The organism is Companilactobacillus mindensis DSM 14500 (assembly GCF_001434275.1).
GTDB classification, from domain to species: Bacteria; Bacillota; Bacilli; order Lactobacillales; family Lactobacillaceae; genus Companilactobacillus; species Companilactobacillus mindensis.
In genome coordinates this window covers 81503-105985 of record NZ_AZEZ01000004.1, presented here as the reverse complement: position 1 = coordinate 105985, position 24483 = coordinate 81503, and the positions used below count along the sequence as shown (strand labels likewise).

Here is a 24483-nt window from a genome sequence, read left to right as displayed (position 1 = left end):
AAATATGAAAAAAGCAAGTCGTTTAACGTTTATTGAAAGTTTGATCATTATGTTAGTCATGTTTGGAATGTTAGGAACCATGATGATTGCTTGGAAGATGACTCCTCAAATTCCAATTTTACTAACATTTACTTTGTTACTGTTTTACGGAAGGTTTCGCGGTTTCTCGTGGAAGGAACTACAAGATGGCATCACTGAAGGAGTTAAGCCAGGTATCATCCCAATGATCATCTTCATCATGATCGGGGTATTAGTTTCAGCATGGTCAATGTCCGGGGTTATTCCTACGATCATGGTCTACGGTCTTGAATTATTGAATGTCCGTTTCTTCTTATTTACAGTCTTTGTCAGTTGCTGTTTAGTCGGTATCATCGTCGGTAGTTCATTTACGACTATCAGTACCTTAGGTATCGTCTTCATGGGTATCGGCCAAGTTATGGGCATCAACGTTGCTTTGACCGCCGGTTCAATTGTATCTGGTGCTTTGTTCGGAAACAATATGTCGCCACTTTCTGGAACAACCAATCTTTCTACTGGAATTGCTGGAGTTGACAATGTTTTTGACCACATCAGAACCATTTCCCACACTGCTTTACCCGCAGCTACTATTACCGCCATTATTTTCTTGATTGCTGGTCACACGTCAGCCAATCCTAATATGAGTTCGGTACACCACATCATCAATGCCTTGAATGCTAACTTCTTCATCTCACCATGGATGTTGATTCCAATCGCAGTTTTGATCTTCTGTGCTATCATTCAAATTCCAGCTATTCCTACACTTTTAGCCGGTTCAGTTGCAGCAATCATCATGCACATCTTCATTGACCACCCAACTGTTAAAACGATCAGTGACCAAATCATGAATGGTTTCCAATTGAACTCAGCTGATAAAAAAATCAACGCTATTGTCAGCGGTGGTGGTATCACTAGCATGCTCAGCAGTATTTCCTTAATTCTAGTAGCTTTAACGCTAGGTGGTGTTTTGATCAAAATGGGTGTCGTTGACAATTTGATCGGTCGTTTGAACAATCAAGTCAATACACCAGGTAAATTGATCCTCACATCAATGATCAGTGCTATTGGTGTCAACTTTTTAGTTGGTGAACAATACATTTCAATCATTCTTCCTGGAACAACTTTTAGAGATAACTTTAAGAAACAAGGCATCCAACCCGAATACCTTTTGCGTGTACTTGCCAGTGGTGGTGCCGATATCAATGCTTTGGTTCCTTGGGGTGTTACCGGAATCTTTATCTCCGGCGTCTTAGGTGTTAGTCCCGTCGTCTTCATCTCATGTGCTTTCTATGTTTGGCTGAATCCACTATTGACGGTGATCTTCGCGTTTGTCTTTGGTAAAAATTACGACCAGAGTCATGTCAAAAATGTTAAGATGGTCAAAGTTTCTGAACCAATCAATAATTAATTTGTCTTATGCAAATAAAAAATGCGGATTAGAAGTTAAATCTTTCCGTTTGATTCAAAAAAAGCCACTGATTCCAGTTTAGAATCAGTGGCTTTTATGTTAATATTCGAAAACTGACCGTGTTAGTCTGCTTTCTAAAACGAGCTACACAAACCAACTTTCTACGTTTTGCTACATCTTCCAAATCACTTGCAAAGTCGGCAAGCAATCTGGAAGATTAGGCAAATACTCAAAAGTTACCCAGTTTATTTCGCTCTCTATTGAAACGAGCTACACAAGCCAGATTCCTGTGCATTTCTACAACCTAAAAATCATCTGCCAAAATCGGGCAACTAATTTCTAGGTCTAGGAAATTGCTCGGAATCTAAGCGGGCTTGTTTCGCTCTCTATTTCTTTTCTTTACCAGCTACCATGCTGATAAGTAAAACAATTGAGTTGAGCAGAAGTGCTGAGAAGGTCAACCAATCTAGACCAACGACAGTCCCGATCCAAACGCCGATTAGAGAAATCAAAAGTATTATGTTTACCATATCTACCGAATACTAGAAATCATTATTTTTGCGTTGATACTATCGTCTAGTGTTCTTTCACATCCTTGCTGACTCCATTATATATAATTTTGTCATATTTGACGGCTTTCAGGACAAATTATTCTAACTATTTTGGAGTCAAATAGCTTGAAGTCAACGTCCAAAAGTGGCCTAAGAAGATTTTTCAAAGGATTTTGTGACTTGGTATATAATAAAAGGTAACTAATAAAATTTTCACAACTAATATCATAGAATTGAGGTACTTATATGCAAATCAAACAACTTCCTGCAGACTTTCAAGCAGCATTGCCAGTGTTAGAAGAAATTGAAAAGGCCGGATATGAAGCCTATTTTGTCGGGGGAAGTGTGCGAGATCATATATTGGGATTGCCGATCCATGATGTTGACATTGCTACCAGCGCTTATCCAGAAGAAATTAAGAGTATTTTCAAGCGGACAGTCGATACTGGAATTCAGCACGGAACGGTGACCGTTTTGATAGGGGATGATTCTTATGAGATCACGACCTTTCGAACGGAGTCAGGCTACCAAGACTATCGTCGGCCTGATAAAGTAACTTTCGTAAGATCTTTAGAAGACGATTTGAAACGCCGCGACTTTACGATCAATGCGTTAGCGGTCGATATTCACGGTAATGTGATCGATAAATTTGCTGGTCTCAAAGACCTAGATAAAAAGACGATCAGGGCCGTCGGTCAAGCTGAAGCTAGATTTCATGAAGATGCCTTGCGAATGATGCGGGCTGTCCGTTTTCAAGCTCAGTTGAATTTCAAGATCGAGGATAAAACGGCTCAAGCCATCGCTGACAATGCGCCACTGTTGGAAAAAATTGCTGTCGAACGGATCCGGGAAGAATTCGTCAAAATGATGCTCAGCAACTCTTGGCAGACTGGTTTAGCAGATTTTATCAAGTTGAGTCTCAGTGAATACTGCCCCGGTTTTCAAGCTCAAAAGGAAGCTTTGACCGAATTGTTACAAGTACCTGGCGAAAAGTTTGCAGACGAAGAAGAAGCTTGGAGTGCTATTGGCTATGTGTTGAGTCTTAATCACGGTGAATTCAATAAGTTGTTGCGAGATTGGAAAGTTTCCAACAAGACGCGTGAAGTCAGTTTGAATACTTTGAATATGCTGCATCTGTTCGAAAATCAAGATTTTGACCTTTGGAATATTTATAAACTAGGCGTCGATAATCTCACTCGAACGATCAAACTTTGTCAGATGTTCAAAGAAGAATTTGACTATCAAGCTTTGCAAGAAAAAGTAGCTAAAATATCCATCAAAAGTAGTCATGATTTAGCAATAACTGGGAAGGATATTTGTGAGATCCTGGAGGTCAAACCAGGGCCGATCATCGGCAAATCGATGTCCCAAATTGAGCGTGCTGTCGTGGAAGGAAACGTTTCCAACAATTTCAGTGATTTGAGACATTATTTGTTAAGTAATCAATAATGCTGTGGTATCATAAAACCAGTAAGTATTTTAGGACTTGAAAGGGTGATTTTATGACTAAACATGTTTTTAAAGAACTTAAATTCTACTTTAGAAATGACGATACATGGACAGTTAGCCACAGTGAGATGAGTGATGTTTGGATCGCACGTGTAACGACAAGTTATGGACGTATCGAAGGTGGACGTATGCAAGAGATTCACCCATGCAAACGTTTCAGAATCGAGATCTTACCAGAAGCTGATTATATTAAGGATACGGATGTTTCAACTGCTGCTATGGCTGATGGTATGTTCAACCGTATCATTAAGTATCAAGATATTGAAAAGTGCGATATCGTCTTTGAGGATGACCAAGACAAGGAACCAATGCAAATTTACTTCCCATTCAAGCAAAAGGATGTCGAAGGACTAGATAACGCCTATCAATCATCAGCAATTTCATCAAAGACTGGCAACCTTTATATTTCAATCGATCCAGAGAATACCGTATATGATATTTATAAAAATGATCTTTAATTAAAAAAATGGGACGTTAGTTAATTTTGATTAGCTAAGTCCCTTTTTTAGACTGGGGGAAAAAATGGGTGATTTAAAAATTGGTACAATGGTAAAGATCGTTGACCAAAAAGATGGCATGCATGATCAAATTGGAGCAGTGGTCTTTTATGATCAAAAGAATGAAAAGCTCTTGGTACGATTCGGTGGCACGCAGCAGCTGTATTACACTGTAGACCAGCTCCAACAATATTAAGTGATGTTTTACAATCGTCTGCTTACATGTAATAATAATTGTTGAAAAGTAACATTACCTCTATCTACTTGGGTAGAGGAATTTTTTATTTATAGTGGTGAAATAATTGAAAACCTTAAATATCTCAAACGCATCAAAATCATTCGGTGAAAAAACTCTTTTCACTGACGTAACTTTTACGATCAATGAAGGCGACCGCATCGGACTTCTAGGACTCAATGGTACTGGTAAAACAACACTGTTGGATGGAATCGTCAACACCAGTGACCTCAATACGATCAACATTGAAAAACCCAAAGACTACAAGATCTCTTATTTGGAACAGCAACCTAAATTGGATGCAGAATCAACGGTTATCGACTCTGTATTCAATGGTAGCGGCGAAGTTTTCCAATTGATCCGTCAATACGAAAATGCCCTCGCTAAATTCAATGAAAATTCGACTGATGCTAAACTCCAAGACGAATTCTTCAAATTACAAGAAAAAATGAATGCGGCCGAAGCTTGGCAAATGGAATCAGACGTCAAGTCGATTCTCAATAAATTAGGCATCACTGAATTGGACAAAAAGATCGGCGAACTTTCCGGTGGTCAACAAAGACGAGTTGCCTTAGCTCAGACGTTGATCTCTGATGCTGACTTGTTGATTTTAGACGAGCCAACCAACCACTTGGATTATGAAGCTATCGACTGGTTGCAGTCATATCTAAGCAAATATAAAGGCTCAGTATTGTTCGTGACCCACGACCGTTACTTCTTGAATGAAGTAGCTACCCGTATTTTTGAACTCGAAAATCGTAACGTAACTGAGTACGACGGTAATTATGAGAAGTATTTGCAACAAAAAGCTGACAATGAGGATATTTTAGCCTCCGAACAACACCACAAGACACAACTCTACAAGCAAGAATTGAAGTGGATGCGTGCTGGTGTAAAAGCTCGTGGAACAAAGCAACAAGCTAGAAAAGATCGTTTCAACGACTTAAAGGAAGATTTGCAAGATAAACCTGATGTTCAAAAAGAAATGTCGATCGATATTGCGCAACAACGTTTAGGTAATGATGTTTTTGACATCAAAGATGCTAATTTAGCCTTCAAAGACCATGTGATCTTAAAGGATTTCAGTTATTTAGTTTCTCGTGGCGACCGCATCGGTATTACTGGTGCCAATGGTTCTGGTAAAACGACCTTTTTGAATGCGATTGCTGACCAATTGCCACTAGACAGTGGGGAAATCAAGACTGGTCAAACCGTGCGCTTAGGTTACTACACGCAGCATACGCGTAATATGGACCCTGACAAACGAGTGATCAGATATTTGGAATCGATCGGTCAAGGGGTTAAAAACAACGATGGTTCACACATGTCGGCCTCACAAATGCTTGACACTTTCAAGTTCGATCACCAAATGCAGGGAGCCTTTATTAGAGAACTCTCCGGTGGTGAAAAGCGTCGTCTCTACTTGTTAGCTATTTTGATGGACCAACCTAATGTATTGTTGTTGGATGAGCCAACCAATAACTTGGATATTGAAACTTTGACGATCCTTGAAAATTATCTCGACAGTTTCAAGGGAACTGTTTTGGCCGTTTCCCATGACCGTTACTTCTTGGATAAAGTGGCTGCCAAATTATTGATCTTTGAAGGTCAAGGTGAAATTGAGGAGAGCTACGATTCATACTCCAACTATCTACAAAAGGCCACGGCCGCTAAACAGGCTAAGCACCATGCGGTTCAAGAACAAAAGCATGAAGAAACGAAGCAAAAAGCGGCTGAGAAACCAGACGTTAAGAAGAAATTAACTTACGCCGAACAGATGGAATTCAATAAATTGGAGCCAAAAATTGAAAAATTAGACGATGAAATGGCACAATTGAAAAAGGAACTCAATGATCCAGAAAATGGCTATGAAAAATTAATGGACTGCCAACGCCAGCTCGATGAGAAGACGAAAGAATCTGATGAATTGATGGATCGTTGGGAATACTTAGGTCAATTTATTTAGGAGAATATCATGCATAACGAACAACAATATTTGGATCTTTTAAGATATGTTTTAGAACACGGTCATCAAAAGAGCGATCGAACGGGAACAGGTACTATCAGTACTTTTGGATATCAAATGCGCTTTGACCTTCAAGAATCATTTCCACTGTTAACGACAAAAAAGATTCCTTTTGGATTGATCAAGAGTGAATTGTTGTGGTTTTTGCATGGCGATACGAATATTAAATATTTATTGGAGCACAAGAATCACATTTGGGACGAGTGGGCTTTCAAAAATTACATTGAGAGTGCTGACTACAAAGGCCCAGATATGACTGACTTTGGCCGTCGTTCACTAATAGATGACGAATTCAATCAAGCCTATAAAATCGAAAAAGCTAAGTTTGATCAAAATATTTTGACAGATGATGCATTTGCTAAAAAATATGGCAATCTTGGCGATGTCTATGGGGCTCAGTGGCGTCATTGGCAAACTCGTGACGGTGGTTTTATCGATCAGATCAAAAATGTCATTGAACAGATCAAAAAAACTCCTGATTCACGGCGCTTGATTGTCAGTGCTTGGAATCCCGAAGATGTGCCATCAATGGCCTTACCACCATGTCACACGTTATTCCAGTTTTATGTCAATGATAATAAGTTGTCTTGTCAGTTGTATCAAAGAAGCGGCGATTTGTTCTTAGGCGTTCCGTTCAATATTGCTAGTTACGCTTTGTTGACGCATTTGATCGCCCGGGAAACTGGTTTAGAAGTCGGCGAGTTCGTACATACTTTGGGGGATGCCCATATTTATGACAACCACTTAAAGCAAGTCAAAACTCAACTCAACCGCACAGCTACAACCGGTCCACAATTAGAGATCGAAAGTGACAAGAGCATTTTTGATATCGATGTTGACGATATTAAGGTGACCAATTATAATCCGCAACCAGCTATCAAGGCTCCGGTTGCCGTTTAGGAGAATTTAGATGATAAGTTTTGTTTGGGCAGAAGCTAAGAATCACGTTATTGGCGTTGACGGACACTTGCCATGGACCTTACCCAATGACATGAAACGATTTAAAGATGTGACGATGAATCATCCCATTGTGATGGGGCGAAAGACTTTTGAGAGTTTTCCCAACGGTCCTTTGCCAAAACGATTGAATATTGTGATCTCACGTAATCCGGATTACCAAGTTCCTGAATCAGTCGTTTTGATCACGGACAAGAGCCAGTTAAAAGAATTCGTGCAGCCAGATGATGAAGTGATGGTGATCGGTGGAGCGGGGATCTTTGATCTGTTCAAGGATGACGTGGACCGCTTGTATGTTACCAAGATCGACCATGAGTTTAGTGGCGATGTAAAGATGACTAAATTGGACTATGATCAATTCAAATTGACCGAAAAAAAAGAAGGTATCGTGGACGATAAAAATATCTATCCGTATACCTTCGAAACTTATCAAAGAATTTAATTAACGTACAAGTAAACTGAAAAGTACATCAAAGCAGTTCCAATCATGACAAAAATATGCCAGATGACGTGGATGTACTTGAGATTTTTCATCAGATACAAGCAAGCTCCAACTGTAAACGCTACTCCTCCGGCGACTAACAAGGCGATCCCTTTGGCACCGATGGCAACGTAGAGTGGTTTCATCGCAATGATGATCGCCCAGCCCATCAAGACGTAAAGTAAGGTCTCGAAGTATTTGAAACGACCAACATTGAAGATCTTGTAGAGGATGCCACCGATTGCTAAGACCCAGATGAAAGCTAGAATACTGTAACCAAAAGCTGAGTGTAACGCAATCAGACAGTAAGGAGTGTAAGTCCCAGCAATCATCAAAAAGATTGAACTGTGATCGAATATTTGAAAGACGCCCTTAGCTCTAGTGAAATAGAGACTGTGAAACAAGGTTGAACTCAAATATAAAAAGAATAATGTGAAAGCATATATAAAATAAGCTGTAATGTTCAAAGGATCCCCTTGATGAAACCCTTTAATGAGAAGAAAGATTGCACCGATTATCGCTAAAATGATCCCGATTCCGTGGGTCACGGCACTAAAGACCTGATCTGTAATCAGATAGGCTCTAGAAAAATTATGTTTTTTCGACATTTTCAAAGCTCCAATTGTATTGAATAGTTACTTTGACTATTATAAACGTCTAAGGACTTGGCAGACAATGGTGATTGATGAAATTTAAATGCTTCATAATGGTTGGATTTTTTGTCTAACAGTTGTGAAGCATTTTTATTTGAAGATAAGAATTTATTCCGTAGCTATTGAGCAAGTGAAAGAATGTTAACATGGTTTTAAAGAAGTGGAGCGATAGTATTATGAAAAAATATAGGCACCAAGCAAAGCCAAATTACAAAGATATTGTGATCATAATAGGCTATTGGATCGGAATAATTTTGTGTATAGCAGTTTTGATAGCAAGTTGGACCAATTTCATTTAACATGTTATTTTGATGATCGATTAATATTTGGTATAAAAAAATCAGTAAACAAGATGCTTAATAAATGATAAAATAAGTTCTAGCTATTAAACCCACAATCAGCAAGATTATGGGCTATTATTAGTTTAAGTGTATCTTTGAGCCGTATTCGTAGCCATGAAAAAATGACAATAGAAACGCTTGATATAAAAGAGCTTTTTCAAAACGGCTATATTATTGGTATAATTGAAGAAATTAAGAACTAAGACCCTATGAAAGAGGGATAAAATGAGTAAAGTAAAAATCCTTGCCGATTCGTCGGTACAATTAACTCCAGAAGAAATAGAAAAATACGATATTGGTATCGTACCTTTGACAATCAGTATCGATGAAAAAACTTACACTGACGGTGTTAATATAACTAGAGAAGAGTTCGTTCGTGAAATGGACGCTTCAAAAGATCTTCCCAAAACATCACAGCCTTCAATCGGTACTTTCATGAAAGTGATCGATGAAGTTCCTGACGATTATACTGATATTTTGGCATTGATCATGACACCAGCAATCAGTGGTACAATCAACGCTGCTAGACAAGTAGCTGAAATGACCGACCGTCACATGGAAGTGATCGATACTCAGTTCACTGACCGTGCCCAAGGTTTCCAAGTTCTAAAGGCTGCAAAGTTGGCTCAAGAAGGTAAATCAGTTGCCGAAATCAAAGCAGCAGTTGAAAAGGTCCGTGACAATACTAAATTGTACATGGGTGTTACAAGTATTGAAAACATCCTTCGTGGTGGCCGTTTAAGCAAGTTTGCGGGAACTTTGTCAACAATTTTAAATATCAATTTGGTATTGATAGTTAAAAATAACAGCTTGGATGTCGTTAAACGTGGCCGTGGTCGCAAGACGATTGAGAAATATATGAGTGGCGTAATTGACGAGATCAAAGGTCTAGAAAATATCAAAGCCATTGGTATCTCATATGTTGACAAAATGGATTATGTAAACGAATTAAAAGCTAAATTGGCAGAGATTGTACCTGACGTACCGCTGTTGATCAGAGTAACCAGTCCGGTCATCGCGACGCACGCTGGGTCCGGTGCCTTTGCAATTGAATTTTATACAGAGTAAAAGGTAAAAAGCTGATGATTATTGCATCGGCTTTTTTTTGAAAGATGGATTAATAAATGAAGAAAAAAAGTATTTGGATCATTGTTATCATAGTAGTTCTAATTGCGATTGGCGGTGGAGCTTATTATCTGGTCAATAATAATCACCAGGAACAAGCTCAAGTCGTTAATACGAAGACTAAAACAAGTAAACCAAAAAAGAAGGTCATCCCTAAGAAGAAAAATATCAGTATCGTAGCGATCGGTGACTCCTTGACTCAAGGTGTTGGTGATTCCAAGTCAGTCGGTGGCGGATATGTGACGCGTCTGAAACAAAAGGTTCAAAAAAAGTATGATGTTCCAACGCAAGCCTATAACTACGGCGTATCTGGCGACACAAGTACTCAGATCATGGCGCGGATGCATTCAAACAAAAAGATGCACCGAGATCTTCCCAAAGCCGATATCATTACGGTAACTGTCGGTGGAAACGACTTTATGCACTTGTTGCAACGTAAGGGTCTAGACTTGACCGAAGGCGACATTGCGGACGAACAAGTCAAATTCGACAAGCGATTGACGACTTTATTAACTGATATCAGAGGCTACAACAAGACGGCACCGATTTATTTGATCGGTATCTACAATCCATTCAGTATCTACCTCAGCAACGTCAAGAATGCCAAAATTGCGTTTGTCAATTGGAACAAAGGTTCCGCTAAGGTGGCATCGACTTTTAACGATACTCATTTCGTTGATATCAATAATTTGTATCAGACCAAAGAGGTCAACAACAAAGTTAAAAAAGATGGTGTCAATCCATATCTTTACAAGAAAGACCACTTCCACCCTAATGGGACCGGTTATGATATGATGACTGACAAAGTATTTGAACAAGTAAGTGGGACAACAAAGGAGTGGCTTTATAAATAATCATGAAGAGAAATTATTGGAAATATGCATTTATCGCTTTAGTAGCGATCATCGTCGTTGGTCTGGGGATCATTGGTACGAAAGTATTGAGCTCGCCAACTGACAACTATCAAGTTTCATCGAAGATTGCAAATGACGATAGCAAAGTCTTTACAGTGAACATGAACAAACAAGAAGCCAACAAAATGGCTCAGTATTATTTGAAACACACGTTGAATGACGGCAAGACGGACTATCAATTGATCTTGAAGAATGATGCCGAATTGACCGGTTCGATCGCCTTTTTGGGAGCTAAGATCCACTTTACAATTTTGATGCAACCTTACGCCAAAACAAATGGGGATGTACTCTTAAAGGCTAAAGAGATGAAGATCGGCAGTTTATCATTGCCAATTTCCTTTGTTATGAATTATATTAAGAATAGTTTTAAAACTCCCGAGTGGGTAAGTATCGACGGTGGCAAGAAAACCATCTTGTTGAAATTCACTAAGTTTACAACCAAAGAGGGTTACGGTATCCGAGCTAAAAATATTGATTTGAAGAATGACAAATTGTCATTTGAAGTAATGAATAGTAAAATTACGAATAATCAATAGGAAGGAGCAGATATGAAACGTAGTTTTTATGAGTTTTTAATGACTCTTCGCAATTCGGAAAGCGTTGAACCTGAGGCGGAGTTTGCCAACAATGCCTTTCGGGACGTATCTTTTCCTAAGCAAGAAGAAAATTATCAAAAGTTATCAGATTACTTGGAGTTGAATGCTGGATATTTACCTAGTATGACGATTTTTGATGAAGCATATCAAAAGTATCAAGAGATAGATAGAAAATAAATGAGAAAATAGGTGATGGGAATGGCACTACAATGGTATCCGGGGCATATGAACAAGGCAAAAAATCAAGTACAAGATCGATTGAAATTAGTCGACATCGTACTTGAGATCGTTGATGCAAGACTACCTTTTTCATCGAGAAATCCCGTTTTGGAACAAATCATCGATCAAAAGAAGCACATCATTATCTTGAATAAGTCTGATCTAGCTGACCCTAAGATCACAGCCGACTGGAAATTAAATTTTGAACAAGAGGGGACTGAATCGATCGAACTTGACGCTAAGCACAACAAAGGCTTAGGCAAGATCAAGAGTTTGATCCGTTCAGAATTGTCCGAAAAAATTGAACGCTATGAGAAAAATGGCGTTAAGAATTATCAGATCAAGGCGATGTGCGTGGGAATTCCTAACGTTGGTAAATCAACTATTTTGAATCGTATGGTCGGTAAAAACGTTGCCGTGACTGGGAATAAACCTGGCGTAACAAAGAATCAAAATTGGTTGAAGACTAACATTGGTATCGACCTTTTGGATACTCCCGGTATTTTATGGCCTAAGATCGATGATCCAAAAGTAGGGATGAAATTGGCTCTCTCAGGCGCTATCAAGGATAAAATCTATGCTCCTGATGATGTTGCCATCTATGCCTTAAATTTCCTTGAGACCCACTATATGGAGCAATTACAAGAAGGCTACGGCTTAACTAATGCAGATATCTTCAATCACACGACTCCAGAGTTGTTGATGAACTTGACTAAGAAGTTTGGCTATAAAGAAGATTATGACCGAGCATCCAGAAGGATCATCGACGATGTCCGCAAATTGAAGCTGGGACGTTTAACGTTTGACGTTCCCGGAGAATTTTATGAAGAGTAAATATACGATCAAAGAAGTTAAAGAATTGCTTTTGAATGAGTCTGTCGACAGTGTTTTGTTGGCTGAATTGGCTGACGACTCACGGACTGGCGTTCAAAAATTGTTAGAACAATTTCACAAAAAACAGCAACATCAACAGGACTTGATCGAGCGATTCCATCACAAAGAATTTTTGGAAAAACCATTTTGGCAAAACAATTTGACAGTTGCTGGAGTGGACGAAGTTGGTCGAGGACCATTAGCTGGACCAGTTGTGACGGCAGCCGTTATTTTACCAGCTGATAATACTTTGTACGAAGTTGACGATTCCAAAAAATTGTCACGGACTAAGCGAGCTGAATTGTACAAACAGATCTGTGATCAGGCCATTGATATCAGTGTAGCTGTTGGTAGTCCGCACTTGATCGATACTGAAAATATTTATCATGCGACTGAATTGACGATGGCCGATTCGATCAATCGTTTGTATCTCAAACCCGATCATATTTTAGTCGATGCGATGACCATACCAGTTGATATCAAACAGACTAAATTGATCAAAGGCGATGCTAAATCTATCAGTATCGGAGCAGCTAGTATCGTAGCTAAAGTGGCCAGAGACTGTCTAATGACGATGTATAGTCACATTTACCCTGAGTTTGATTTTGAACAAAACGACGGCTATGGGACTAAGAAACACCTTGAGGCCTTGGCAGAAGTCGGTCGAACGAAGATTCATCGCTTGAGTTTTTCACCAGTCAGAAATGTTGATAAGTTGTATTCTAAGTAACAGTGACACTAAAATAGCTCCAGAAATTGTTAAATCAGCTTAACGATTTCTGGAGCTATTTTTATTATTTTTTGAGGAGGGTAAAAGCGTGTGGTTAGTCTTCGAAGAGTTCGGGGTCGATTTGGCGATTCTTAAAGTAGTATTCACGGTCATGTTCACCGATCTTGCGGAGAATGTGTGCTGGATTACCAACGGCAACGACGTTATCAGGTAAATCTTTAGTAACGATACTACCAGCTCCTACGACAACATTGTCACCAATAGTTATACCTGGTAGAACGATCACGCCAGTTCCTAGCCAACAATTTTTACCGATGTGGACTGGGGCGTTGTATTGATAGTAATTTTGACGTAAGGATGGCCAAATGGGGTGGCCAGCAGTTGCTAAAGTAACATTAGGAGCCATCATTGTGTAGTCGCCAACGTAAATGTGGGTGTCGTCGACAAGGGTCAGATTGAAGTTAGCGTAGACGTGTTTGCCAAAGTGGACATGGTGGCCACCAAAACTACTGTGAAAGGGTGGTTCGATATAGCAGTCAGGACCGATATCAGTGAACATCTCCTTGAGTAAATGTTGACGTTTTTCTTTTTCATTGGGGCGAGTTTGATTATAATCGTAGACTTTTTCCATGTAATCGGTTTGTTCTTGTTCCAATTTAGGATCGTCGGGCAAATAGAGTTCTCCAGTATGCAATCTGTGATTATTATTGCTTGGTTTCATTTGAAATACTTCCTTTCGCTGACTGTGAAATGATAGTTAAAATGGCTAGTAAAAATAAACTGATAATGATCCAGAGTAAGACGTTATCGATCAAGCTTAACGGACCGATTTTTCCCAACAGATTCCAGACTAACGGAGCAAAAAAGGCACTGATGATCGTGGCGATAGTCAAGTAGCTGCTGATGGTATTGACTTGATTTTTCTTCAGACCATCGTTGCTAGTAAAGACTAAGTAGGGTCCAGTATAGGAGTAAATAAAATTAAAGAAGATGGCCGAACCGATAGCTATATTAGTATCGTTGGTGGACCATAAAATAACTATGGCGATACCGGCTCCAACGTAGCCTAAAGTCAGTGTGAAACGTTGTAAGTGTTTGTATAAACGACCAAAAGTCAGTCCTGCCAATAATCCGCCGATATTCATGGCTGAGAGCGTTAGGTTGAGAACTTGAGCATTGCCTAAGTGTCGGTTCTCAAAATAACTTGGTAGATTCAGTTGAACGCCCCAGATCAGAAGATAAGTGATAAAAGTTAAGACTATCAATTGCCACTGTCGTTTAGGCAAGTGCACTAATTTTTGAACTGTTGTCACTGGCTCCTTGATGGGTTCGGGGACAAAGGAAAAAATCAACCAAGCAACTAAGAAAAGGACAATGTACAGCCAAAAGACCAAGTGCCAATCTAGACTGATCAAAAGACTGGCCATCCCTAAAAGAAATGCGTTTCCTAAAGCTGATAAGCCAGTTTGATAGCCTAACAGACGGGCACGCGTGTCACCATAATAAGTATGAGCAATCAAACCAATCGCGTGAGGTGAAAAGAGACCAACCCCTAAACCTAAAAGAATGCGACTGATCATGACCAAATAAAAATTATTCGTCATTGCTGGTACTATGCCCATCAGTGCACTGAGGAGTAAACCGATGATGACGATTTTTTTAATGCCAAATTTTTTAGTTAATGAAGGGTTGAGCATTAAAGTTAAAAGAGCACTGAAGTTAGCAATCGTTACGATCCATTCGATGACAGTAGTTGGAATAGTTGGAAAGGCTTTCTTTAGTTGCGGGATGATGCCGGTTATGATAGTCGTAATTCCACTGACCGTTGAGAGGGCAAGAATACTGGCGGTAGTTTTAAGTGGTATCTGTTTCATTATCAGTTAGCCAAGAATTCTTCGATTTTTTGTAAAACACCCTGGTTTTGATTGTCCGCAGTCGTTTGATCTGCAACAGCAGTGACTTTTGGTTGAGCATTTTCCATCGCAACGCCCCAGCCAACTTCACGTAGCATTTCTAAGTCGTTGCCTCCGTCACCAAAGGCCATCATTTCACTCAAGTCGATATCTAAGATTTTTCCTAGTTCCTTTAAACCAGCTGCTTTGTTCATTCCTAACTGGATCACATCGATATCTCCGTGTCCGCTGCTAGTTGGTTCAGCTAAGCCTTTTAAAGCAGTTTTTAGCGTTTCAACGATTTCATCGGTTTGCTCGTCAGGACAAGTGATGGCAAATTTTAAGACGTCATCATCGATTTGGTCGAAATTCTCGATCACATCCAAGTGATGATAGTAATTACGCATTTTTTTTACGTGCTTGGGGTCAGTAGTAGTTAGAGTGTAAGCACTTTTTTCTCCACAGACGAGTAATTTCAAATTGGAAATAGCTTGAAGCTTTTCAAGTACTGTTTGGACTGTTTCTTTCGTAAAAGAGTGCTTGCTCAAGGTGTTATCACGCTGACGGATCAAGGCACCATTTTCAGAAATATAAATAATATCAGGATATTTCTTGAAAAAAGATTTCAATTGAAAATATTGATTTCCACTGGCTACAACGAATTGAATCTGTTGTGATTGTAATTTTTGATAGAGTTTATCGAATTTGGCTTCATCGTAAGTCATATCGTCGCGCAAAAAGGTTCCATCCATGTCAGTTGCAATTAATTTAATCATTTTCATTACCTCATTAATAATTGATGACCGTAGTTTAGCATGCCAAAGAGACCTTTAAGGGACATTTTTATAAGCAGTTGGTGTCAATTTTGTGATCTTGGGCAAAACAGGCCCGATATTCACTCGGAGTGAGTCCTTTCCAAGCTTTGAAATTTCGATTAAAGGTTTTGTTGCTCGAAAAACCACAACTGGCAGCGATATAATCGATAGTCCAATCGGTTTCCAGTAGTAATTTACGCGAATTCATCAAGCGAATCATCCGTAAGTAACGATTGACGGACATTTGTATGTTGAAGTTGAATTGTTTGTTCAAAGTAGTCAGTGAGACGTGGAATTGTTCAGCCAAAGTATTGCCATCGATATTTTCAGCGTAATTTTGGTTGATGTTAGACATGACAGTGTTTAATAACGGAAGATTAGGGTTAGTCGTTGGGGATATTTGTGGTTGATTGAAGTTTGCTCCCAATTCGTGTAACAAACCGTAAAAGCAGCTCATGATCTCTAAACGCGATAGATCTGTTAACGGTTGTTTTAGCAGTTGTCTGATGTTTGATAATTGTCCTTGGACTTTTGTCAGTGAGTCCTGCTGGCGAGTATTTTTACATGACATATTTAAGTGCTAATTTTTACTGGCAGGAACTTGGTGTTGTAAAAAATCGTCGTCAATTATCAAGCCGAATTCCAAATAATGAGCTGGTTTTAAGCTACGGGCACTGTGAATATCACGATGATTTATCGTCCAAATATCGCCAGGATGATACGTGGTCGTTTTACCGTTGATGACAAAATTCAAATCGTTACCGGCAATCAAATAATTGATCTCGATACCTTGATGCCAATGGGGAGCAACGATGATTTCTTTGGTGGAATCATGTTCAAAATATTTGAAGGGCAATTGAGCAATCGTTTGGACATTTTCATAGATTATTTTCATGGATAACTACCTGTGCTTTATATAATAGGATACTTCACATATTATCTTATTAAACAAAATTAATAAAGCTATTTAATAGGATAAATAACCTTTTGACCAATAATTTTAAGCGATATTTTGAGACTCGTAAATTTTTGATATTCACTGCGTAATTTGTCGCAAAGGGAGTGATTTTTACGATGACAAAATTAACTAAATTCTTGATCAGATGTCGAATGACCGGGATGGTTTCTAACCAAATAATGCTAAAAATTATTAAATTATCAATTAATAGTGCTAATCTAGAGAGTGAAACTTTTAATTTGTTGAAAAAAGAACTAGACAATTTGCAATTTGAAAAGTTTCTTCTATTATTTAGCAAGAATCTACAGACGAAATATCAAGCAATAAATTATTTAGATGAAGCATATCCACAAATGCTGCGTACGATTTATAATCCACCGGCACTCTTGTTTTTTTCGGGAAATATTGCTTTACTTAAAACTGATTGCATCGCAATCATTGGCTCACGTCATGCGACAGATTACAGTTTTAGTTGCATTGCTAGTATTGTTCCCCGATTGGTAAATCGTTATACTATTGTGAGCGGTTTGGCTAAAGGCGCTGATTCAATGGCCAACGAAGAAGCCTTGCGTTTCGGTAAGACTATCGGGGTCATTGGCAGTGGCTTGGATGTTGCCTATCCAGCTAATAATATGATGCTGCAAAGACAGGTCAGTAGAAATGGCTTGGTCATCAGTGAGTATCCTGAAGGCAGCAATATTGAACCGTGGCATTTTCCGCAGCGTAATCGGATCATTGCCGGTTTGAGTCAAAAAGTTATCATAACTGAAGCTCAAGCCAAAAGTGGTTCGATGATCACCGCTGATCTGGCGTTGAATCAAGGGCGTGAGGTCATAGCGGTTCCAGGACGAGTGGGGGATGAATTTTCGGTCGGTTGCAACAAATTGATCGAACAAGGTGCCACCCCACTGCTCGATTTTAATAATATTTGAGATTAGAATAGTTGATTTAAGGATTATTTTTATCTTTTAAATTGACAAAATAAAAATCAGTGATTAATATATTGACAGTTTTAATTGATTCATTGGAAAGGAGCACTTTACGTGCCAGCAGCAAAGCAGAAGAATTTGGTGATCGTAGAATCACCCTCAAAAGCAAAAACAATTGAAAAATACTTGGGACGTAATTATCACGTCGTAGCTAGTTTGGGTCACGTCAGAGATTTGCCTAAGAGTCAAATGGGTGTAGATATCGAACATGACTACGAACCAAAATACATTTCCATTCGTGGTAAAGGTCCGGTTATTAAAGATTTGAAGAAGGAAGCCAAAAAGGCTAAACGAGTTTATCTGGCAGCCGATCCGGATCGTGAAGGGGAAGCCATTGCTTGGCATGTTTCCCACTTGCTCGGATTAGATGAAAACGGTGAGAACCGCGTTGTCTTCAATGAAATTACTAAAGATAAAGTTAAACAAGCTTTCAAAACACCACGTTCGATCGATATGAACCTAGTTGATGCTCAACAGGCTAGACGTGTTTTGGATCGATTAGTTGGTTACTCAATTTCCCCAATCTTATGGGCTAAAGTTAAAAAAGGCCTCAGTGCTGGACGAGTACAGTCGATTGCCTTGAAGCTAGTCATTGAACGTGAAAATGCCATCAAGAAATTCGTTCCAGAAGAATACTGGACGATCGAGTCAACTTTCAAACATGGCAAAGATAAATTCAAAGCTAATTTTTACGGTTTAGACGGTAAAAAAGCTGAACTTAAAAACAATGACGATGTTCAAATGGTTTTAGGCAAGGTCGATAAGAAAAAAGATTTCAATATCGACAAAGTTACTAAAAAAGAACGTAAACGTATGCCAGCCGCTCCATTTACAACCAGTTCACTGCAACAAGAGGCTAACAAACGTTTGAACTTCAAGACTAGAAAGACCATGATGATCGCTCAACAATTGTATGAAGGAATCAACTTGGGTCGCAAGGAAGGTACCGTAGGTTTGATCACTTACATGCGTACTGATTCCAAGCGTATTTCTAAAGTCGCTGAAGCAGAGGCTTCAAAATTCATTCACGAAGAATACGGTGAACCTTTCGCAGCCGTCAAAGAACGTAAGGATAAGAACCAAGAAGGTGCTCAAGACGCCCATGAAGCTATCCGTCCTTCATCCGTTATGAGAACACCAGCTTCTTTGAAAGAAATCTTGAGTCGTGATCAATTCAGACTTTACAGTTTGATTTGGTCAAGATTCGTTGCTAGTCAAATGACACCAGCTATTTATGACACAATGACAGTTGATTTGTCACAAAACGGCGTAATGTTTAGAGCTAATGGTTCTAAGATGAAATTCGAAGGTTACCGTAAGGTTTACCAAAGTACCAGTGAAACGGCTAAGAAAGACAATATTTTGCCCGAATTAGCTGAAAATGACAGTGCTAAGCTGCAAACTAATGATCCGGCTCAACACTTCACACAGCCACCAGCAAGATTTACCGAAGCCTCATTAGTTAAAGCTTTGGAAGAAAATGGCGTTGGTCGTCCCTCAACTTATGCGCCTACTATCGACACGATCCAACGTCGTTATTACGTTAAGTTGAATGGTAAGAGTTTTGAACCAACTGAATTAGGCGAGATTGTCGACAACTTGATCCAAGCTTACTTCCCAGATATCGTTAATATCGACTTCACGGCTCACCTAGAAGATGAACTCGATAATATTGAAGAAGGTAAGGAAAACTGGGTCAAAGTCGTTGACCGCTATTACAAGCCTTTTGCTAAAGAACTTGAATCCGCTGAAGACAAGATCGAAAAAGTTCAGATCAAAGATGAACCGGCCGGGATGGACTGTGATATCTGTGGTGCTCCAATGGTCATCAAGATGGGGCGTTATGGTAAGTTCTACGCTTGTTCAAGATTCCCAGATTGTCGTAATACTAAGCCAATCGTTAAGGAAATCGGCGTAATTTGTCCTAAGTGTAAGAAGGGCCAAGTTATCGAAAGAAAATCTAAGAAGAACCGTATTTTCTACGGCTGCTCTAGATATCCAGACTGTGACTTCGTTTCATGGGATAAACCAATTGGACGCGACTGTCCAAAAGATGGCCACTACTTAGTTGAAAAGAAAGTTAAAGGTGGTCGCCAAGTACTCTGTCCAAACGGAGATTATGAAGAGGACATTCAAAAATAAAATGATAGAACAAGATTTAATCGATAAATTTGTTGAGAATTTAATGGTTAATCATCATTACTCAAAAGAGACAAAAAAATCTTATTTAGAAGATATAGATAATTTTGTTTCTTTTTTGTCTAAAAACGGTGGTTTCAATGGTTTCACACCGATCCAACGAGTCGACGTCGAAACTTATTTGACTTATTTAGATGAGCAAAATTATGCCTCAGAGACGATTGCTAGAAGGATCTCGGCGTTACGGTCGTTTTATAACTTTTTGGTTAAAAATAATTACCGCAAGTCGAATCCATTCGATCTAGTACAATTGCGTCATAAAGGCCGAAAGTTGCCCCATTTCTTCTATGAAAAGGAAATGACGCAGCTGTTTGAAGCTGTCAAAGGGGATGACCCGCTGACACAAAGAAACTCAGCTTTATTAGAATTGCTCTATGCCACTGGCATGCGGGTCAGTGAGTGTGCTAATCTATTATTAGATCAATTGGATTTTTCTAATGGAATCGTTTTAATTCATGGTAAAGGCGACAAGGATCGTTATGTTCCCTTTGGAAGCTATGCTAGGAGCGCATTAGAAACTTACTTTGATCAAGGTCGAAAAGTTTTGATGACGAAAAATCATCAAGACCATCAGTATGTTTTTGTAAATAATCGTGGTAGAAAATTGACTAGTCGTGGAATTGAATATATTTTGAATCAAATAATCAAGAAAACTAGCTTGACATCTGATATTCATCCGCATATGATACGTCATACCTTTGCTACGCACATGCTCGAACATGGTGCTGATCTGAGGACGGTCCAGGAACTCTTGGGACACGCCAGTCTTTCGACGACTCAAATTTACACGCACGTAACAATGGAACATTTACAAAAAGATTATAAAAAATATTTTCCAAGATAAGAGGAAGGTTATTAAATGACTACAATAGTTGCTGTTAAGCATGATAACCACACCGCAATCGCCGGTGATGGCCAAGTTACAATGGGTGAAAAATATATTATGAAGGGGACTGCTCACAAAGTAAGACGAATCTATGATGACAAAGTTATCATTGGTTTTGCTGGTGGTGTAGCAGATGCTATTACTTTGCAAGATTGGCTGGAAAAGAAACTCAAAGCCTACTCAGGTAATTTAAAACGTGCTGCAGTTGAACTAGCTCAAGACTGGAGAAAAGATCCAACTCTTCAAAAACTAGAAGCTTTGTTGATTGCAATGGACAAGGATAATCTCTTGTTGATTTCAGGTAGCGGCGAAGTTATCGAACCTGATGAGGATGTAGTAGCTATCGGTTCTGGTGGTAACTTTGCCCAAGCGGCAGCCATTGCCATGCAAAGACACGCTCAGGATATGGATGCACAACAAATCGCTGTCGAAGCAATTAAAATTGCATCAAGTATTGATATTTTTACTAACGAAAATATTATTTCAGATAAATTTTAGAGTGGAGATTAATAATAAATGGATACATTAACACCAAAAGAAATTGTTGCTCAATTAGACAATTACATTATTGGTCAAACAGATGCTAAAAAGGCCGTAGCGATTGCTTTGTACAACCGTTATCGTCGGATGCAAGTACCAAAGAAAATGCAACAAGAGATCACACCCAAGAACCTTATGATGATCGGACCTACTGGTGTCGGTAAAACTGAAATCGCCAGACGTTTGGCTAAAGTGGTCAAAGCGCCATTTGTCAAAGTTGAAGCTACTAAGTTTACTGAAGTTGGTTATGTCGGTCGTGATGTAGAGTCCATGGTACGTGACCTTGTCAGCGTGGCAGTTTCAATGGTCGAAAAAGATAAAATCGACGAGATCAGACCAGAAGTTCGTCGTGACGTGGATAAGAAATTAGTTAAGTTGTTGGCTCCCGGTGTTAAAAAGGAACAAAAACAAAATAACAATGACTTCATGAGTATGCTCAACAACATGCAAAATGGTAATCAAAGTCTAGGCAACATCTTTGAAAATGCGGCTAACAACGATGACGATCCTGATAGCAATGCTGAAGTTACTGATGAAGTTCGTAATGAACGTCTCAGCGTCAAAGAACAACTCGACAAGGGTTTGTTGGAAGACGAAGAAGTTACGATCAAAGTCGAAGAATCTAAAAAAGTTGGACCAATGGATGATCAAATGGGCCAAATGGGTGTCGACATGAGCGGTATGATGGACTCCTTGATGCCTAAAAAGATGATCACTAGAACTTTACCAGTTCACGATGCACGTGAATTGTTGATCCAACAAGAATCACAAAAGCGGATCGATCACGATGAAATTTATCAAAAAGCAATCGAAAAGACTCAAAACAATGGGATCATCTTCATTGATGAGTTTGATAAAATCGCTGCTGGCGACAAGAAGACTTCTGGGGAAGTTTCCCGTGAAGGGGTTCAACGTGATATCTTGCCTATCGTTGAAGGTTCAAGAATCAATACTAAATATGGTCCAGTTGACACTGATCACATTCTCTTTATCGCCTCAGGTGCTTTTGCTGAAAGCAAACCAAGTGATTTGATTGCTGAACTTCAAGGACGCTTCCCAATTAGAGTTGAACTGCAAGATTTGACTGAAGATGACTTCGTACAAATTTTGACTAAACCAGATAATGCTTTAACTAAGCAATATGTAGCGCTTACACGAACAGACGGAATACATTTAACTTTTACTAAAGAATCTGTCGAAGAGATTGCAAAAATTGCTTTTGAACTAAATAATAGTAATCAGAATATTGGTGCTAGACGTCTTTCAACTGTTTTGGAGAAGATCTTAGCTGATATCCTTTATGAAGGTCCTGACATGCAAATGGGCGATATTACTATTACGCGAGAATATGTTCGTGAACAAGTTGGTAAGATTGCTGCTGACCAAGACCTTTCACGTTATATTCTTTAGGGGGAAAAAATGACAGTCTATCAATTGAAGAACGATTTCTTAACTGTAAAAGTTAATTCATTCGGTGCTGAATTGAACAGCATCACGAATAACGAAGATTCAGAATTTATCTGGCAAGCGGATCCCGAAGTGTGGAAACGACACGCACCAGTATTGTTCCCAATCGTTGGTCGCTTAAAGGATGATCATTATTTTGTTGACGGCAAAGAATATCAAATGTCTCAACATGGCTTTGCCCGTGACCAAGAATTTGAACTCGATTCCCAAACTGATACTAAGTTAGTTTTGAGTTTGACGACTAGTGCCGCTAGTTTGGAAAAGTATCCATATCACTTCAAATTACGCATTGTTTATCAACTTATCAAAGATACGATCCAAGTTTCTTACTTAGTTGACAGTATGGAAGAATCAGAGGATATGTATTTCTCAATTGGCGCACACCCTGGCTTCAACGTCCCATTCGATAGAGGTTTGAACTTTGAAGATTACAAAGTTCAAGTAGCTCCAGCTGAATCAAGAACAAGAATTCCACTGGTTGGCAGTCAAGTTGACTTAAACAATGAAGTTAAGGTTGAAAACCAAGACTTTAACATGTCACGTGAATACTTCGTCGACGATGCGGTTATTTATCGTTTGAATGAACCAGCAGAAGTTACTATTGATAGTGACAAGTCGGGTCATCGCGTGATCTTAGATACTGGTAATGCTAAGTTTTTCGGTATGTGGTCAACTTATCCTAATGATAATGGTAAGTTCATGTGTATCGAACCATGGTGGGGTATCGCTGATAAAGTTGACAGCGACAATGACTTCAAGAATAAGTATGCTATCAACAAGCTTGCTCCTAAGGAACAATTTGAAGCATATTATTCAATTAGCATTAAATAAGCTTACGATTTTTCGTAAATTTAAATAGTTTTGTATATACTTAAAGCCCCAACACTCTTAGCGGATGTTGGGGCTTTATTTTTTTATAGTTTTAAAGCCTTTTTTGGTACGTTTTAATGGCTTTTCTAATATCCAAATTGATTTGAAGCACTACCGTCAGGATTCAATGATCCATTCTCCATTCCTTGTTGAGTTTGTTTCTCACCAAATGTTTTCATATTATCCGGTGTGCTTTGCAGTGCTTGTAATGTTGACATACCCTCATGCTCGACCTTGTATGCAGCAGGGGATTCACCATACTTGTTAACGAATCCCGTCAAAGTATTTTCATCATATGAAATACCACCGGCCTGTTGTTGTGTATTTTGGTTATTCTGAGCTTGCGACTGTTGATCGGGTTGGTTGTTAGTATTTTTTGCATCAGCTACCTGTTGGGATTGGGCAGGAGTTTGATTTTGAGCTTGTTGAGTGTTGTTAGCTTGTGAGTTGGTATTCTGATCCGTCGGTTGTTGATCAGAATTATTATTAGCCTTATTAGCGACTTTTTTAGCAGACGTCTTCTTACTTGAAGATGTCTTTTTGGGAGCAGTTTTCTTTTTAGAAACTTGAATAGTTTTGTCCCTTTTCTCAGTGGATGAAGCTGTGGATTTAGTATTTGAACATGCTGCTAACGAAAGGGTAGTAGCAATTAATAGTGCAGAAGCAATGATACGTTTCATTTTGATATCCCCCAGATTATTTTTTTATTCTTTGACAGAATATACTAATTACTA

Annotated in this window: 27 protein-coding genes; 19 read left to right on the top strand and 8 right to left on the bottom strand. The window is 39.0% G+C overall.

The window, feature by feature from the left end; translation table 11 throughout:
• Positions 1-4 precede the first annotated feature (4 nt).
• Positions 5-1426 carry a Na+/H+ antiporter NhaC family protein gene (locus FD29_RS01080; RefSeq protein WP_057887133.1) on the top strand — a complete coding sequence of 474 codons (1422 nt, stop codon included), beginning with the start codon at positions 5-7 and terminating at the stop codon, positions 1424-1426.
• A 386-nt stretch (positions 1427-1812) separates the two neighbouring features.
• Here FD29_RS01080 and FD29_RS11330 read toward each other — a convergent pair whose 3' ends face one another.
• The gene (locus tag FD29_RS11330; protein ID WP_157049373.1) at positions 1813-1956 is read right to left on the bottom strand and encodes a hypothetical protein; all 144 of its coding nucleotides are present in this window, start codon (positions 1954-1956) and stop codon (positions 1813-1815) included.
• A 267-nt stretch (positions 1957-2223) separates the two neighbouring features.
• Here FD29_RS11330 and FD29_RS01075 point away from each other — a divergent pair, with 267 nt between their 5' ends.
• From FD29_RS01075 to FD29_RS01055, 6 genes are all read left to right on the top strand, one after another.
• Positions 2224-3426: a CCA tRNA nucleotidyltransferase gene (locus FD29_RS01075; RefSeq protein ID WP_057887132.1), complete on the top strand. Its 1203-nt coding sequence runs from the start codon at positions 2224-2226 to the stop codon at positions 3424-3426.
• A gap of 53 nt (positions 3427-3479) precedes the next feature.
• Positions 3480-3944, top strand: a complete 465-nt coding sequence (locus tag FD29_RS01070; RefSeq protein ID WP_057887131.1) for a hypothetical protein — start codon at positions 3480-3482, stop codon at positions 3942-3944.
• 64 nt (positions 3945-4008) lie between these two features.
• Complete coding sequence (locus FD29_RS11325) at positions 4009-4179, top strand: hypothetical protein (protein WP_157049372.1); 171 nt, start codon at positions 4009-4011, stop codon at positions 4177-4179.
• Positions 4180-4285: 106 nt separating this feature from the next.
• The gene (locus tag FD29_RS01065) at positions 4286-6184 is read left to right on the top strand and encodes an ABC-F family ATP-binding cassette domain-containing protein (protein WP_057887130.1); all 1899 of its coding nucleotides are present in this window, start codon (positions 4286-4288) and stop codon (positions 6182-6184) included.
• A 9-nt stretch (positions 6185-6193) separates the two neighbouring features.
• The gene (locus FD29_RS01060; protein ID WP_057887129.1) at positions 6194-7144 is read left to right on the top strand and encodes a thymidylate synthase; all 951 of its coding nucleotides are present in this window, start codon (positions 6194-6196) and stop codon (positions 7142-7144) included.
• A 10-nt stretch (positions 7145-7154) separates the two neighbouring features.
• A complete protein-coding gene (locus FD29_RS01055) occupies positions 7155-7643 on the top strand; it encodes a dihydrofolate reductase (RefSeq protein ID WP_057887128.1) in 489 nt (162 codons plus the stop codon).
• On the opposite strand, the gene trhA is transcribed toward FD29_RS01055, so the two are convergent.
• The gene (trhA, locus tag FD29_RS01050) at positions 7640-8290 is read right to left on the bottom strand and encodes a PAQR family membrane homeostasis protein TrhA (RefSeq protein ID WP_057887127.1); all 651 of its coding nucleotides are present in this window, start codon (positions 8288-8290) and stop codon (positions 7640-7642) included. The two genes, FD29_RS01055 and trhA, sit on opposite strands and share 4 nt — an antisense overlap.
• 611 nt (positions 8291-8901) lie before the next feature.
• On the opposite strand from trhA, the gene FD29_RS01045 reads away from it, so the two are divergent.
• From FD29_RS01045 to FD29_RS01020, 6 genes are read left to right on the top strand one after another with little or no spacing between them, the layout of a single operon-like run.
• Positions 8902-9744: a DegV family protein gene (locus FD29_RS01045; protein ID WP_057887126.1), complete on the top strand. Its 843-nt coding sequence runs from the start codon at positions 8902-8904 to the stop codon at positions 9742-9744.
• A gap of 56 nt (positions 9745-9800) precedes the next feature.
• Positions 9801-10655, top strand: a complete 855-nt coding sequence (locus FD29_RS01040; protein ID WP_057887125.1) for a GDSL-type esterase/lipase family protein — start codon at positions 9801-9803, stop codon at positions 10653-10655.
• Between the two features lie 2 nt (positions 10656-10657).
• A complete protein-coding gene (locus tag FD29_RS01035; RefSeq protein ID WP_235804240.1) occupies positions 10658-11251 on the top strand; it encodes a YpmS family protein in 594 nt (197 codons plus the stop codon).
• Positions 11252-11263: 12 nt separating this feature from the next.
• Complete coding sequence (locus FD29_RS01030) at positions 11264-11488, top strand: YozE family protein (protein WP_057887123.1); 225 nt, start codon at positions 11264-11266, stop codon at positions 11486-11488.
• A gap of 21 nt (positions 11489-11509) precedes the next feature.
• The gene (gene ylqF, locus FD29_RS01025) at positions 11510-12364 is read left to right on the top strand and encodes a ribosome biogenesis GTPase YlqF (protein ID WP_057887177.1); all 855 of its coding nucleotides are present in this window, start codon (positions 11510-11512) and stop codon (positions 12362-12364) included.
• On the top strand, positions 12354-13133 hold the full coding sequence (locus FD29_RS01020) for a ribonuclease HII (RefSeq protein ID WP_057887122.1): 780 nt from the start codon (positions 12354-12356) through the stop codon (positions 13131-13133). The genes ylqF and FD29_RS01020 overlap by 11 nt, the downstream gene beginning before the upstream one ends.
• A gap of 94 nt (positions 13134-13227) precedes the next feature.
• On the opposite strand, the gene FD29_RS01015 is transcribed toward FD29_RS01020, so the two are convergent.
• The 5 genes from FD29_RS01015 to FD29_RS11575 all read right to left on the bottom strand — a co-directional run bounded on the left by FD29_RS01015 (position 13228) and on the right by FD29_RS11575 (position 16735).
• Positions 13228-13854 (bottom strand): sugar O-acetyltransferase, encoded by a 627-nt coding sequence (locus FD29_RS01015; protein WP_057887121.1) that lies wholly within the window; start codon positions 13852-13854, stop codon positions 13228-13230.
• Positions 13838-15007 (bottom strand): MFS transporter, encoded by a 1170-nt coding sequence (locus FD29_RS01010; protein ID WP_057887120.1) that lies wholly within the window; start codon positions 15005-15007, stop codon positions 13838-13840. Before FD29_RS01010 ends, FD29_RS01015 begins: the two co-directional genes overlap by 17 nt.
• Positions 15008-15009: 2 nt before the next feature.
• Positions 15010-15801, bottom strand: a complete 792-nt coding sequence (locus FD29_RS01005) for a Cof-type HAD-IIB family hydrolase (RefSeq protein WP_057887119.1) — start codon at positions 15799-15801, stop codon at positions 15010-15012.
• Between the two features lie 67 nt (positions 15802-15868).
• Positions 15869-16411 carry a helix-turn-helix domain-containing protein gene (locus FD29_RS11580; RefSeq protein ID WP_235804239.1) on the bottom strand — a complete coding sequence of 181 codons (543 nt, stop codon included), beginning with the start codon at positions 16409-16411 and terminating at the stop codon, positions 15869-15871.
• A gap of 9 nt (positions 16412-16420) precedes the next feature.
• Positions 16421-16735, bottom strand: a complete 315-nt coding sequence (locus FD29_RS11575; RefSeq protein WP_235804238.1) for a cupin domain-containing protein — start codon at positions 16733-16735, stop codon at positions 16421-16423.
• A gap of 179 nt (positions 16736-16914) precedes the next feature.
• Here FD29_RS11575 and dprA point away from each other — a divergent pair, with 179 nt between their 5' ends.
• From dprA to FD29_RS00970, 6 genes are all read left to right on the top strand, one after another.
• Complete coding sequence (dprA, locus tag FD29_RS00995; protein ID WP_057887118.1) at positions 16915-17730, top strand: DNA-processing protein DprA; 816 nt, start codon at positions 16915-16917, stop codon at positions 17728-17730.
• Positions 17731-17841: 111 nt separating this feature from the next.
• Complete coding sequence (gene topA / locus FD29_RS00990; RefSeq protein ID WP_057887117.1) at positions 17842-19929, top strand: type I DNA topoisomerase; 2088 nt, start codon at positions 17842-17844, stop codon at positions 19927-19929.
• A 1-nt stretch (position 19930) separates the two neighbouring features.
• Positions 19931-20830 carry a tyrosine recombinase XerC gene (gene xerC, locus FD29_RS00985; protein WP_057887176.1) on the top strand — a complete coding sequence of 300 codons (900 nt, stop codon included), beginning with the start codon at positions 19931-19933 and terminating at the stop codon, positions 20828-20830.
• A gap of 15 nt (positions 20831-20845) precedes the next feature.
• A complete protein-coding gene (hslV, locus tag FD29_RS00980) occupies positions 20846-21370 on the top strand; it encodes an HslVU peptidase proteolytic subunit (RefSeq protein WP_057887116.1) in 525 nt (174 codons plus the stop codon).
• An 18-nt stretch (positions 21371-21388) separates the two neighbouring features.
• Positions 21389-22822: an ATP-dependent protease ATPase subunit HslU gene (gene hslU, locus FD29_RS00975; protein ID WP_057887115.1), complete on the top strand. Its 1434-nt coding sequence runs from the start codon at positions 21389-21391 to the stop codon at positions 22820-22822.
• 9 nt (positions 22823-22831) lie between these two features.
• Positions 22832-23710 carry an aldose 1-epimerase family protein gene (locus FD29_RS00970; protein WP_057887114.1) on the top strand — a complete coding sequence of 293 codons (879 nt, stop codon included), beginning with the start codon at positions 22832-22834 and terminating at the stop codon, positions 23708-23710.
• 125 nt (positions 23711-23835) lie between these two features.
• Here the strand turns inward: FD29_RS00970 and FD29_RS00965 are convergent, their stop codons facing one another.
• Positions 23836-24429, bottom strand: coding sequence for a hypothetical protein (locus FD29_RS00965; RefSeq protein WP_057887113.1), 594 nt, complete (start codon positions 24427-24429; stop codon positions 23836-23838).
• Positions 24430-24483 lie beyond the last annotated feature (54 nt).